The sequence below is a fragment of the Gracilibacillus alcaliphilus genome, assembly GCF_016909015.1.
Classification (GTDB): domain Bacteria; phylum Bacillota; class Bacilli; order Bacillales; family Amphibacillaceae; genus Gracilibacillus; species Gracilibacillus alcaliphilus.
Map to the genome: position 1 here is coordinate 35219 of NZ_JAFBFA010000040.1, position 13750 is coordinate 48968.

At 40.0% G+C, this 13750-nt stretch carries 15 protein-coding genes; 6 read left to right on the top strand and 9 right to left on the bottom strand.

Annotation, left to right across the window (positions count from 1 at the left end):
* Positions 1 to 65: 65 nt before the first annotated feature.
* Positions 66 to 1037 (bottom strand): LacI family DNA-binding transcriptional regulator, encoded by a 972-nt coding sequence (locus tag JOD18_RS20860; RefSeq protein ID WP_204671083.1) that lies wholly within the window; start codon positions 1035 to 1037, stop codon positions 66 to 68.
* A gap of 137 nt (positions 1038 to 1174) precedes the next feature.
* Here JOD18_RS20860 and JOD18_RS20865 point away from each other — a divergent pair, with 137 nt between their 5' ends.
* Entirely contained in the window at positions 1175 to 2665 is a 1491-nt protein-coding gene (locus JOD18_RS20865; RefSeq protein ID WP_204671085.1) for a tagaturonate epimerase family protein, read from the top strand.
* A gap of 146 nt (positions 2666 to 2811) precedes the next feature.
* On the top strand, positions 2812 to 4212 hold the full coding sequence (gene uxaC / locus JOD18_RS20870; protein ID WP_204671087.1) for a glucuronate isomerase: 1401 nt from the start codon (positions 2812 to 2814) through the stop codon (positions 4210 to 4212).
* A 66-nt stretch (positions 4213 to 4278) separates the two neighbouring features.
* Here the strand turns inward: uxaC and JOD18_RS20875 are convergent, their stop codons facing one another.
* Positions 4279 to 4680, bottom strand: a complete 402-nt coding sequence (locus JOD18_RS20875) for a secondary thiamine-phosphate synthase enzyme YjbQ (protein WP_204671089.1) — start codon at positions 4678 to 4680, stop codon at positions 4279 to 4281.
* Between the two features lie 106 nt (positions 4681 to 4786).
* On the opposite strand from JOD18_RS20875, the gene JOD18_RS20880 reads away from it, so the two are divergent.
* The 4 genes from JOD18_RS20880 to JOD18_RS20890 all read left to right on the top strand — a co-directional run bounded on the left by JOD18_RS20880 (position 4787) and on the right by JOD18_RS20890 (position 6904).
* Entirely contained in the window at positions 4787 to 5164 is a 378-nt protein-coding gene (locus JOD18_RS20880) for a RidA family protein (RefSeq protein WP_204671090.1), read from the top strand.
* A gap of 142 nt (positions 5165 to 5306) precedes the next feature.
* Positions 5307 to 5684, top strand: a complete 378-nt coding sequence (locus JOD18_RS24705; protein WP_275583071.1) for a Uma2 family endonuclease — start codon at positions 5307 to 5309, stop codon at positions 5682 to 5684.
* 20 nt (positions 5685 to 5704) lie between these two features.
* A complete protein-coding gene (locus tag JOD18_RS24710) occupies positions 5705 to 5869 on the top strand; it encodes a hypothetical protein (RefSeq protein ID WP_338029592.1) in 165 nt (54 codons plus the stop codon).
* A 126-nt stretch (positions 5870 to 5995) separates the two neighbouring features.
* Complete coding sequence (locus tag JOD18_RS20890; protein WP_204671092.1) at positions 5996 to 6904, top strand: DUF1002 domain-containing protein; 909 nt, start codon at positions 5996 to 5998, stop codon at positions 6902 to 6904.
* Between the two features lie 385 nt (positions 6905 to 7289).
* Here the strand turns inward: JOD18_RS20890 and JOD18_RS20895 are convergent, their stop codons facing one another.
* From JOD18_RS20895 to JOD18_RS20925, 7 genes are read right to left on the bottom strand one after another with little or no spacing between them, the layout of a single operon-like run.
* Positions 7290 to 7727 (bottom strand): Na+/H+ antiporter subunit G, encoded by a 438-nt coding sequence (locus JOD18_RS20895; protein WP_204671094.1) that lies wholly within the window; start codon positions 7725 to 7727, stop codon positions 7290 to 7292.
* Positions 7705 to 7989 (bottom strand): Na(+)/H(+) antiporter subunit F1, encoded by a 285-nt coding sequence (locus tag JOD18_RS20900; RefSeq protein WP_204671096.1) that lies wholly within the window; start codon positions 7987 to 7989, stop codon positions 7705 to 7707. Before JOD18_RS20900 ends, JOD18_RS20895 begins: the two co-directional genes overlap by 23 nt.
* Complete coding sequence (locus tag JOD18_RS20905) at positions 7989 to 8471, bottom strand: Na+/H+ antiporter subunit E (protein ID WP_204671098.1); 483 nt, start codon at positions 8469 to 8471, stop codon at positions 7989 to 7991. The genes JOD18_RS20900 and JOD18_RS20905 overlap by 1 nt, the downstream gene beginning before the upstream one ends.
* Before the next feature lie 33 nt (positions 8472 to 8504).
* A complete protein-coding gene (locus JOD18_RS20910; protein ID WP_204671101.1) occupies positions 8505 to 9986 on the bottom strand; it encodes a Na+/H+ antiporter subunit D in 1482 nt (493 codons plus the stop codon).
* Positions 9979 to 10317: a Na(+)/H(+) antiporter subunit C gene (locus JOD18_RS20915; RefSeq protein ID WP_204671103.1), complete on the bottom strand. Its 339-nt coding sequence runs from the start codon at positions 10315 to 10317 to the stop codon at positions 9979 to 9981. The genes JOD18_RS20910 and JOD18_RS20915 overlap by 8 nt, the downstream gene beginning before the upstream one ends.
* Before the next feature lie 2 nt (positions 10318 to 10319).
* The gene (locus tag JOD18_RS20920; protein ID WP_338029593.1) at positions 10320 to 10757 is read right to left on the bottom strand and encodes a Na(+)/H(+) antiporter subunit B; all 438 of its coding nucleotides are present in this window, start codon (positions 10755 to 10757) and stop codon (positions 10320 to 10322) included.
* On the bottom strand, positions 10750 to 13158 hold the full coding sequence (locus tag JOD18_RS20925) for a Na+/H+ antiporter subunit A (protein ID WP_204671105.1): 2409 nt from the start codon (positions 13156 to 13158) through the stop codon (positions 10750 to 10752). Before JOD18_RS20925 ends, JOD18_RS20920 begins: the two co-directional genes overlap by 8 nt.
* Positions 13159 to 13750: the final 592 nt, after the last annotated feature.

The following is a 13750-nucleotide window of genomic DNA, read 5'->3' on the forward strand; positions in this document are numbered from 1 at the left end:
CGTCAGCTGAACTGTATAGTTTACATGATTGCCTAACATTTTGAATCACCAATGGAATACTCCCCTTATTTGAGAGCAGCTGTACTCTGTCGTTCCACTAAAAGAGGTTGCAGAATCAGGCTCTGTGATGGCTGGTCTGATTCAATTCGGTGAATGACTGCCTGAACGATTTCTTCTGCCAAAACTTCGACAGGGACACCAATACATGTCATTGGTACCTCCATTGTTTCCATTTTGGGGATGTTATCATAGCTGATCAGAGAGATATCCTCTGGAACACGGATATTTCTTTCCTGCAAGGCGCGTAATATACCAGCGCTGATATCATAACTCCCGCCAATAATCGCAGTAGGCTGTGTTGATAAGGAGGCTAGACCGTCAATGGCAGTGTAGCCGTCCACCCAGTCTAATCCATTAGTATCCATACAGACAGGGGACAGTTCTAAGGTTTCCATTCCTTTTTGATAGCCTTCTGATTTCTCTAACTGAAGTGTATCTGCAGTGTCTATATGTCCGACATATGCAATCTGGCGATGCCCTAAATCATATAGATACTGAACAGCTTGTTTCATTGCTTGTCCATGATTGGCATCAATAATTGGGTAACTAGCGTTGCCTTTTTTCTCTACACCATAGGCAACAAGCGGAATATCATCCTCTGGAATGATATGGCCGGATTCTGCAAAGACAATCATGCCATCTACTTGAAATTTCTTAAAGGTCTCTTTGGCAATATCGATCGGATCGACAGAGAGGATCATGGAGTAGCGGGTTGCTTCAAAGGCTTTGCTGATATTAGTGACTAAGGTAGCTAAAACAATCCGATCAATGGTAGGCCAAATTAAACCAACTACTTCTGTCTTTTTATTGACAAGCTGTTTAGCCGCTAAATTGGGGCGATAGCCCATTTGATTGGCTACTTTTAATATTTTTTGTTTGGTTCCTTCTTTTACTAATGGACTATTATTGAGTGCTTTCGATACAGTAGAATAGCTTACATTTGCTTCTTTGGCAATATCTTTTATGGTTACATTCATCAAACATCACCCCTGACTTTCAATATTATATCATTTAATGGTTGAGTTCTATTTTTAAATAGTATATCATAAAAATAACAACGTTGTTATGTGAAAAAATAAAATTGGAAACGTTCACAAAAAAGGAGAGGAATGTCGTGCAGCAATATCAACCAATTTTGGAATCATTACAAGCTGGTAAGCTTCCTGAGTCAACGGCGCAAGTACATGTATATGAAAGTTCATTGGAAAAGGCAGGTAAGACGGTTGCTGTCATGGTGAAAAAAGGGACAGAGAAGTATCTAGTGGCAGCAGGAGAGGGCGATTTAATGGATGCCTTAGAAGGCGAAAACACTGCGGAAGGAAAGGTCTGTCCACTTACACATGATAATGCCATTGTCCTAAATCAGTTTTTTGATTATACGAAACCGCAGGCATTTGGCACAGAGATCGCTACTATGGGACTGGGTGACCGTTTAGGGGTAGCCTCACCAGGTCATATTGAAACAGTAAAAGGTCATCAGGTCAAACCGATTTTGGCGCAGCAAAGCATTAGAGAATTGACATTATTGAACCGGACGATGGCAGACATTTTGGATGCAGCCACATTTGCTGTTTTCCAAGAAGGGTATAAGGATGGTTATGGTGCGGATGCAGATCATATCAAAGTAGAGAAGGATATTGCTTATGCCTTGGATCTAGGGTTTTCCTTTATTACGCTGGATTGTTCCGAACAGATTCGCAATGATGTAGAAGAATTAACAACAGAGGCCGTTCATAAAGAATTTGCTGATCTGCCTGTCGATCGTAAAGAGTACTTTGTCAGCCATTACTTAAATAAGTCGTTTGCTGTACAAGAGCTGAATATTTCCTTTGATGAGGACAGTCTGTACAAGAATATTCTCGTATACGGGGAAGCGATTGATTTTATGGAGCATGTCTTTAATCGATACATATCAACGGCAGATCGTGCCATTGATTTTGAAATTTCTATTGATGAGACAGAAACCGTTACTTCACCAGAGGCACATTTCTTTGTCGCCGAGGAATTACGCAGGCGTGGTGTAACCGTTCAAAGCTTGGCACCTAGATTCTGTGGTGAATTCCAGAAAGGTATTGACTATATAGGTGATATCCAACAATTTGAGAAAGAACTGCAAGAACATGCCGCTATTGCCAAGTACTTTGGTTACAAGCTGAGTATTCACTCTGGAAGTGATAAATTCAGCGTATTTCCGATCATTGGGAAGTACACCGAAGGATTGCTGCATATTAAGACAGCAGGAACGAATTGGCTAGAGGCAATTAGAGTTATTGCCAAAGTAAATCCAGACTTGTATCGTCGTATGCATCGCTATGCCGAAGAACATTTTGAAGAGACGCTTCAATACTATCATGTGACACCAGACTTAAGCAGTATAGCCGTATTGGATGAAACAGCAGATGAAGATTTACCAGCTTATATGGATCATGATGCAGCCCGTCAGTTATTCCATGTAACGTATGGTATTCTGCTAACAGCTAAGAGTGATTCAGGGGCGGATCTTTTCCAGACGGAGTTCTTTACAACATTAATGACACATGAAGACGAATACCGTCAAGGACTAGTAAATCATATAGGCCGTCACCTTGATTTGTTAGGAATATAATGGGGTTTGTTCACACGCACGGCGAATTGCTGCGTAGGCGGTAAAGGGACACTTGCTAAAACCGCTCCTGAGAAAGGCAGATTACTTTTCCGGGGCGACAAAACATTTCCTTTTACACAAATATTAAAAAAGAAAGCAGGGATAATGTGAAAGCTTTTATGGATGACAATTTTGTATTAAACAATCAAACGGCAGAGCGTTTGTATCATGAATATGCGAAGGATTTACCTATTATTGATTACCACTGTCATTTAAGTCCGCAAGAGATTTATGAGAATGTACAATTTGAAAATATTACAAAGGTTTGGTTGTACGGTGATCATTACAAATGGCGTGCTATGCGGGCCAATGGTATCGAGGAGAAATATGTTACAGGCGATGCCAGCGATTATGATAAGTTTCTGGCTTGGGCCCAAACCGTTCCTCAATTAATTGGAAATCCGCTCTATCATTGGACACACCTGGAGTTAAAGCGTTATTTCGGTGTGGAGGAGCCTCTTAATGAAAGTACAGCACCCATGATTTGGGAAAAGGTCAATAAACTGCTGACAAGCGGAGAATGGAATGTCCGTGATTTTATCGTTAAATCTAAGGTAGAGGTAGTCTGTACAACAGATGATCCGACAGATTCACTGGAATATCACCAGAAGATTGCAGACGATCCAACATTCGATGTAAAAGTACTACCAAGCTATCGCCCGGATAAAGGCTTAGAAATTAACCAGGATGGTTTTCAAGCCTGGGTGAAAAAACTTGCAGAAGCAGCGGAAGTCTCGATCACACAATTCCAGGATTTCCTGCAGGCTTTACAGAAGCGAATCGATTTCTTTCATGAAAATGGAGGACGTGTTTCCGATCATGCATTAAATACGGTTGTATATGAAGGAGCAACTGAGGAAGACGTAGCGGCGATCTTTGCTAAAGCTTTGAAGGGAGAGAAGGTATCTTCTCAAGAGGAGAAACAATATAAATCTTATCTATTAACCTTCTTAGGTAAAGCTTATCATGAGAAGGGCTGGGTTATGCAGTATCATATGAATGCTCACCGTAATAATAATACGCGGATGTTTAAGGAGCTTGGTCCAGATACAGGCTATGATTCAATGAATGATGATCTGTTAGCTCAGCCATTAGTGAGATTATTAGATTCGCTCGAACAGTCTAATGCTTTGCCAAAAACAATCCTGTATTCGTTAAACCCGCGGGATAATGTGACGATTGCCACCATTACTGGAAGTTTCCAAGGCGGGGGTACACCTGGCAAGATTCAATTTGGTACAGCTTGGTGGTTTAATGATACAAGACTTGGCATGATTGACCAAATGGAAACCTTAGCTGATATCGGTGTATTCAGCCGTTTTGTAGGTATGCTGACAGATTCGAGAAGTTTCTTATCTTACACACGCCACGAATATTTCCGGCGAATTATGTGTAATTTAGTTGGGGAATGGGTAGAAAATGGCGAGTATCCAAATGATGAGGCAACCTTAGCCGAGATTGTGAAGAATATCTCCTATTATAATGCAAAAGAATACTTTGATTTTTAAAAAACTTGGCTTGTATCCAATCGGGTACAAGCCAAGTTTTGTAACAGTGCAGAATCTTAACTATGTTCACCCTTCGATCACTTTAACATGAAATTTACGATAGCGTGGTCCGTCAAATTCGCAGAAATAAATCCCTTGCCATGTGCCCAGAACCAGTCGTTGATTGGATACAACCAATGTCTGGTTGTGCCCAACTGTACTCACTTTGAGGTGAGCAGCTGTATTGCCTTCCATATGTAAGTCTTCTGGGTGTTCCCAAGGGAAGACTTCACGCAGGCGTCTTAAGAAGTCTGTTTTGACGTCTGGATCGGCATTTTCATTTACCGTAATGCCGGCGGTCGTGTGCAGCGAGGAAACGATAACAATTCCATCTGTTACGTTTTGTTCCGTCAGAAATGATTGCACTTGTGAGGTAATATCAATCATTTCATCATGGTGATCGGTACGCAAATTAAATGTCTTTTCCATAAGGTAATCATCCTTTTTAAAAAAAGTATTGTATAATTATTCTACTAAAAATCAAAGTTATGTTAAAATTTTAAATAGTATATGATAGAGAAAGGATGCGATACACATGGTAAAAGCAATACATACAAACAAAGCTCCACAGGCGATAGGCCCATATTCTCAAGCGATTGATGCGGGTGATTTTTTATTTGTATCAGGACAAATCCCGTTAGATCCTGAAACAATGGAAGTCGTAGCAGGCGATATTGCTGCTCAGACAGAACAAGTAATGAACAACTTAGCTGCGATTTTAGAAGAGGCCAATGTATCTTTCGCTGATGTGGTGAAATTTACGATTTATATTACCAATATGGATGATTTCGCTACTATTAACGAAACATATGCGAAATTCTTACAAGAGCCCTATCCAGCTCGTGCGACGGTGGAAGTGAGTCAGCTGCCAAAAGGTGTCGGCGTAGAAATGGATGTTATAGTGAAAAAATAATATAGCGGTACAGCTCATGGATGGTGATAAGCTTGCAAAGGTTTATCACCATTTATTTAGCTGGACAATGATAATCACGTGTAAAAAGAGTTTCATTTGTCTGTAATAGGTAATAATATATACTAAAGAGGAGGAGATAGAGATGAGTATACCTGCCAAGAAAAAAGTATCTCGACAAGAATTTGACCAAATGGTGGCAGATACTGACGAACGTTTGGAATGGATCGAGGGGGTTGTGTTTATGTCTCCGTCTCCACCTGCTAGGCATCATAGGATTTCCGGCCGGATTCACGCAAACCTATTCTCCGTATTAGAGGGGCAAGCCTGTGAAGTTTTCCACGCACCGTTCGATGTAGAATTATCTAATGAGGAAGTGGAAGAGACACAGGTGGTGATACCAGATTTGTCTGTTATTTGTGATAAAGATGGCTTAGGAGAACAAAAATATGTTGGAGTACCTTCTGTGATTGTTGAAATTCTCAGTCCTTCCAATCAATCACATGACTTAGTTACCAACTAAATCTATACATGAAATACGGGGTGGAAGAGTACTGGATTGTCAATCCGCTTCTAAACACGATTCAATTGTATGTATTAAATAGTGATGGACAGTATATCTTGCAAGATGTGGCAAAGGAAAAAGGTCAAATCAGATCCGTGGTTATTCCAGCATTTCACCTGGATGCAGCAACTGTATTTGTTTAAAATTTTGTTGTAGAAAACGCTTTAATATGTGGAAAAAATATAGAAAGTACACAAATATTCTTCCCATATCTTTTTAAATCAAGCATAATATATAGAGTAAGTATCAAGATGTAAAGGAGTAAATCTATGAAGAAAATAACATGGATGCTTATTGCACTACTGTTAGCAGGCCTTGTCTTCACTCCCGCTTTATTAGCAAGCACAGGGAATAACGACGTCGTTATTGATGAGAAGAATGGCAAACCAAAGTTAGTCCTTGGTGAGGCATTATCAGATGAAGATAAAGATAAAGTAAGGACCATATTAAATGCGACAGATCCACAACAAGTTGACGAATATACAGTTACGGCGGAGGACTTAGTAACCTTTATTAATGGTGACCCAAGTTCTAATATGTACTCATCTGCTAAAATCACTCGGAAAAATGAAGGACATGGCGTGGTTGTCAATATCGTAACACCAGATAATATTACACAAGTTACGAATGAGATGTATGCGAATGCGCTGTTAACTGCCGGGGTGGAGAATGCGTTGATCGAAGTTGCTTCTCCAATGAAGGTAACCGGTCATTCTGCTTTGACTGGTATTTATAAAGCTTTTAATGTCGAAGGTGAATCATTAGACCAAGATCGAATGGAAGTAGCTAATGAGGAATTAGACGTGGCAACGGATTTAGCAGAAGAGGCAGGTATTGATCAAGAACAAGTGAGTCAGCTGCTAAGTGAAATTAAGCAGGCGATTTCAGAACAAAATCCAGCCACAAAAGAGGATGTGGAACGGATTGTCAGCGAGCAGTTAGACAAGCTGAATATTGAATTAAGCCCTGAAGATCGTGCCATGCTGACCAATCTCTTTGAAAAAATGCGTGACTTGGATATTGATTTTGGAAAAGTAACCGATCAATTAGAGGGGATTGTAGGCGATATTAAAGGAAAGCTAGATGAAGTAGCAGGAACTGATTCAGAAGGCTTCTGGCAAGCTGTAAAGAACTTCTTTGAGAATCTTCTAGAATCTATCCGCGGTCTGTTTAATTAAAGAGGATGTTCAAAAAGTCCAACAAAAATGACGCAGCGAATGTCGGAGTTGGCGGTCGAAGAACTTCTACTAAGATCGTCCACATCGTGTGGACACGCAGAAGTCAATACTTCCTGTGCAAGTCCATTACTAAAAACTGCGCCGCCTTGAACTTTCGACGTACAGGATGTGCTAGTATCGGTGTTGCAGCACGATGTTGCGAACTTAACCGATGACGGTCCTTTTTCTCGGCCTTTTTGAACGCACTTAAAGAAGCAATGGAAAAACCCTTCAAGGTAAATTACCTTGAAGGGTTTTAAACTTGCGGCTAGAGCAGTAATCCAGCCAATCTGTCACCGAATAAAAATACATCGCTGATACTAGGGGAAGGAGAGGCAAGTGTTTTTTATTCTTCTTGATGTTTAAGTTCTTCCTTTTTGTCTTCACTCATAATTTCTCCTGTTTCTGTACGATCTGCTTCCGCGTCTTGCTTCACTTGCTGCAATACTCCTTTTAGTTCATCTTCAATCGTTGTATCAGACATTTTCACGTTGGCCCGATAAGCCGCTCGAATAATGACATGACCAGCCACAGGGGCAGTTAAGAAAACAAAGACAATCCCTAACAAGAGTCTGACACTGTAGAAGCCTTGGTCAGAAGCAAAATGGATAAAAGCTCCCAATAAGGTAAGCAATACCGCCAGTGTTGAGCTTTTTGTCCCTGCATGAGAACGGGTATATACATCGGGGAAACGCATTATACCAATAGCACTAAGAAGAGCCATGACGGCACCAGAAAGCATTAATAATGCTGCTATAAACTCAATCGTCCCGTCTACTGTCAATGATAGTCCCCCTCTCAATATATTTTGAGAAGGCAATTGTACTGATAAAGGCTAAGATAGCCAGGATCAATATTACTTCAAGAAATGCCTTTGTCCCATAAGATACGGAAATAATAGCAATACAGGAGACCAACATAACGCCAATCATGTCTAATGCTACGATCCGATCGGGTAAGCTAGGACCGATAATGGTACGAATTACACTGATAGCAATGGCTATCCCATACAATGTCAGGGCTAGTGTTAACATTATTTCAATCATTATCTAGTCACCTCCATGATTGCTTTTTCAAACCTTTTCAGAGAACGCAGTAACGCATTTTTTGACTGATCTACATCCATTGCATGAATGTAGAAGGCATCCCCCTTCTGTGTTACTTCGACGACTACAGAACCAGGGGTAAGCATGACCAGTAACGCCAGTGCTGTAGTCTCCCAGTCCCCGCGTAGTGCGGTCTCATATTTAAACAAGCCAGGCTTGAATTTGATCTTCGGTCTAATGATGTGTCCCAAAACTACCTTAGCAGATAAGATTAATTCACGGTTAAAAATAAGTAACAGCTTAATTAAGGAAAAGAATCTGGATAAATAGAAACGTTCACCGAAAAATCGATGCATCAGAAAGACAATTACAATACCGACCAAATAACCTGCGACAAATGTAGTAAAGCTTAATTCATCTTCGTCACTGATTAATGTCCATAATAAAGCAATAAATACATTAATTAAAAATTGGGCAGGCATACTACATTCACCTCCTTCTGCATATGTTGAGTGTTAATCACTTGATAAGACAGCATCGATATATAGTTGAGGATCCACTAGTACTTGAGCTGCATCTTGAATATAAACCGATAAGCTTTCTGCACCTAAGCCAAGAGCGATTGACCCAATTGTTAATAGTGCACAAGGGATTAGCAATCCTTTTTTCATTGGAATTTCTTCGTCTTTACTAATAATAGTCTCTCCCCAAAAGCTTGATAAGAACACGCGTAATAGGGAATAAAGCACAAAGATACTGGAGATAAAGGCAAGGGCTAATAAGATATAAGAACCGTTTTCTAAGGTTCCTCCGCCAATTAAGACTTTACCGATAAATCCGCTTAGAGGCGGGATACCTGCCAAAGATAGTGTCACAATAAAGAACATCCAACCCAAGAGTGGATAATTTCGAATCAACCCGCTCATTTGATCGAGTTTCGTTTCTTTTGTCAGTGCAATCATCGTACCTACAAGTAAAAACAACAGTGCCTTCACGATCATATCATGTACTAAGTAATAAACAGCACCTTCGAGAGAGGATTGGGTGGAAACAGCTAATCCTACTAGAATAAAGCCAACCGCAATCACGACATTGTAGGAGGCAACCAAACGAATATCTTTATAGGCAACTGCTCCAATACTCCCGCCAACTAAGGTCAGACCCGCCAGTACACCTATGATGGTGTGGGTAATTGCAGGTTCATGATAGAAGAGCAAGGAGAAGAAGCGGAACATCGCGTAGATACCGACCTTCGTTAACAATGCGCCAAATAGAGCACCTACTACTGTAGATGGTACAGAGTAAGAACCTGGCAGCCAGAAATAAAGGAATAATCCGGCCTTTAAGGCAAAAACAGTTAGGAATACAATACTAATAACTGTAATAATTGGTGTTTGTCCATGTTCAGCAATACGCTCCGATAAGTGGGCGAGATTTAGAGACCCTATGACGGCATATAAGTAGCCAATGGCAACTAAGAAAATCCATGAAGAAATAACGTTAATAATCACATATTTAATCGATTCTCGTAATTGCCCTTTTTTCCCACCGAAAGCAATAAGGATATATGAAGCTAACAACATGATTTCAAAACAGACAAACAAGTTAAATAAATCTCCTGTTAGAAAAGAACCATTTACTCCAGCGACCAGAAGATTAATAAATGAATAAAAAAACATATGCTCATACGACTTCTCCACTGAAGAGAAAGCGTAAAGCAGACAGATGGCAGTAACGATACTAGATGTTAAGACTAATATGACGGAGAAGGAGTCGGCAACAAATAGTATCCCAAAAGGAGGCTCCCAACCTCCAAAGTCAAGGCGTAATATGCCATTTGATTGGATGAGCTGCAGCAAATAAATACTGATTCCAATATTAGCAATCATTACGATTAAACTAATTGTTCGCTGTATTTTGATATAGGGGCGTAGGAATATAAGTATGATTGCCGTTAAGACTGGGAGCATCATAGGCATGGCAATTAAGTTATTCATCTTGATCCCCCCGTAATTGATCTAATTTATCTGTTCCAATCTCTTGATAGGTTCGATAGGTTAATACGAGAGAGACCGCAGTTACGGCAAAGCCAATAACGATTGAGGTAAGGATTAATGCTTGTGGCAAGGCATCAACAGGCCCTGCATCTCCTTCTCCCAGGATAGGGACACTTCCTATTTTTAAACCGGGCACCGTAATAATTAACAGGTGGGCAGCATGCGTCAGCATCGCTGTACCAATAACAACTCTTATTAAACTTTTGGAAAGTAATAGATACGTAGCTACGGTAACTAATACTCCTGCTAGGATGGTCACTAACGTTTCCATATTTACTCATCCTCACTAATACTTAATATGATGGTAACAACAACCCCTACTACAACCAAAGCTACTCCAGCCTCAAAAATCATAACGGTGGTGAGCTCTGTTTTTCCAAAGAAGGGTAAGTTGAAGTAATCAAAGGCCTGGCTGAGGAAATTTTCCCCAAATATAAGAGCGCCAAAGCCAGTTCCGACCGAAAGTAGAGCTCCAAAAGCAGCTACCTTTTTAAAGTCTACAGGAATGCCTTTTCGGACGGTTTCAATATCAAACACAATCAATAATAAAACTAAGGCAGAGGCCAGTACCAGCCCGCCAACAAATCCTCCTCCAGGACTATGATGTCCGGCAAGGAATAAATAGACAGCAAGAGTAAGGATGATTAAAGAAACCAATTTAGCTACCGTTCGAAGGATGACGTTATTAATTCGATATCTGTGTTTAATCACTTTCCTCACTCTCCTTCTTGTTTTTTAAACGGATAAATACATACACACCAAGACCAGCAATCAGCAATACGATAACTTCCAACATGGTATCGAGCGCACGGAAGTCTCCCAAGATGGCATTAACAATATTATTTCCACCAGCTAGTTCATAGGCATTTTCGAAATAAGTGGAGATAGAATCAAAAGCTTTGTTTCCTTGAGCGGCAAGCGCCACAAAGGTAAAAACAGCCCCGACACCAATGGAAATAATCCAATTGGTAATACTTGCTCGACGTCTATTGCCCTCTTTTTCCCATTCTGGTAGGAAATAATACGCTACTAAAAATAATACGGTTGTCACAGTTTCAACTACCAATTGTGTCAGTGCAAGGTCTGGTGCACTGAACAGGACAAACAACATCGCAATGCCAAAACCAAGGATACTATTTAGGACAATGGCAGTCAGCCTGGATTTAGCAAATAAAATAGATATTGCTGCTACAGCCATCGAAAGAACAATAATGAACTCCAAGGAAGTAATGTTGGCATTTTCCGGGAGGCTAAAGGAATAGGCTCCGGTAAAAACAATAGTACCGCCGATTAAAAGAATGAAAAATAAGAAAATGTAAACCAAGTAATCCCGCAAGTAACGGGTCATATAAAAGTTCGTAACTGTAGTCGATTTACTTTCTATTTGATCCAGCAATCCACCGTACAGTTCATTTAATGCCAGATCTTCAGGGAATAGATTATAAACACCCTGCCAGTATTTTTTGGTTAGGAATAAGACGATCCCTAATAGGACGACACCTATGGTCATATACAGTTCAGGCACAAAACCGTGCCAAGCATAAATTCTCTGTCCTAATTCTTCCCCTTGTGCGATTAATTGTGGGAATAAGCCATTCATAGCAGGTGTTACTAAGTTCTTTCCAATTACATTCGGGAAGAAGAAAATCGCTATTACTAGAACAACTAAGATAATTGGAGAAACAAGCATGCCCCATTTTGGTTCGTGAGCAGGGTGCTCCAATCTTTCTTCTTGATAAGGCCCTAAGAATGTTTTAACAATAAAAATGGTGGAATATACAAATGTAAATACGCTGGCGATCCAAGCAATAACTGGCAAGATGATACCCCATGTTTCCAGCGCAAAGAAATTCGCCTCATTAATTTCTAACACAGCTGTAAAGAACATTTCCTTGCTTAGGAAACCATTAAAAGGAGGTAATCCCGCCATGGACATGCTGCCAATCAAGGCAATCGTAAAGGTGATCGGCATTAAGGAAATGAGTCCGCCTAATCTTCTAGTATCACGTGTACCTACACTATGGTCGACAATACCAACGACCATAAATAATGCCCCTTTAAAGGTTGAATGGTTTACTAAGTGGAATAAAGCAGCAAAGGATGCACCGGTATACACAACTGATTCTGTAGAATATCCTAAATGTAGGGCTGCTGAACCGATCCCAAACATACTCATGATCATTCCGAGCTGGCTGATAGTTGAATAGGCAAGTAATGCCTTTAAATCGGTTTGTTTTACCGCGTTGAAGGAACCCCAGAATAAAGTGAATAAACCAACGCTGGTAACTACCCAAAACCAAACCGCTTCTCCGCCAAAGACAGGTGTAAACCGAGCAACAAGGTAAATCCCAGCCTTGACCATGGTTGCCGAGTGAAGATAAGCACTGACAGGAGTTGGAGCCTCCATTGCATCCGGAAGCCAGATATGGAATGGGAATTGGGCTGATTTTGTAAATGCCCCTAATAAAATCAATATCATAGCGGGGATGAATAGATAATGATCATTGATCATAGACACGGAACCAATAATTTCTCGTATGCTCCATGACTCTGCGATAAATCCAATCATTAGAAAGCCAACCAGCATCGAGATACCGCCAGTGACAGTAATAAGCAGTGATTTTTTGGCACCATCTCTAGAACGTTTCCTTTGATACCAGAAGGCAATCAATAAGAAAGAAGAGATACTGGTAAGCTCCCAAAATACATAGAGACCAAGCAGGTTATCCGACATTACAACCCCGAGCATAGCACCCATGAAAAGCATAAGATAAGTGTAGAAGTGACTTAATGATTCCTTAGGAGATAAGTAGTAAATGGAATACAGAATAACTAATGTACCGACTCCAGATATAAGCAAGGCCAAGGTAAGGCTTAATCCATCTACATACGCAGAGAAATTGATTCCATAACTTGGAATCCATGAAAGGGTGGATTGTATCACATCTCCATTCGCAATGATAGGGGTGAGCTGAATGAAGTAGATAAACAAACTAAGTGGCACAAGCATTGCAAACCAGCCTACATGGATGCGCCTTATATATCGATGAGCAAACGGTAAGATAACAGCTGAAATAAAAGGAATAAGTATTGCAAGTATCAGTATTGACAAGCTCGTAAGACCTCCAATCAAAAAAATATATAAATGATAAACATTGATTTTGATAAGTTGAATATAAAACTGTCACAACTTGCGTTTTTTTGCAAGTTAGTCCATACCTCTATTATTTCTCTTCTTCGCTGGATTTAGTCCATTCGTTTTTCCGTTTTGCTGAAAGACAGCAGGTATTTTAGATAACCTAGAAATAAATTCGTTGATTTTATCTAAAAATACGTTGCAAATGGATCCAGATAGATGAGATTAGAGGTGAATAATTTAGTTCAACTTACTTAAGTATAGAAAAAAATGCATGTTCATATCGAATATTCAGTCCGGAGAACATGTGCATGTCGGATAGGGCTGCAAAAAAACATAGCCTTAAAAGGTAAAAAAGTGGAATTAACGCATAGAATGGTTAGGATGGTTAATAACCAAAGTGAATAGATATCCACAAAATCCATAACTTATTATACAAGAAAAAAATATTTTATGCATTTTTAAAGCATTGATTGTATGTGTCAAGTTTTTCTCGACATAGTTTTCCCACCAATATTTCAGGTCTTATCAAAATGTACACTTGCCTAGACTAACGCGCTATCGCTTG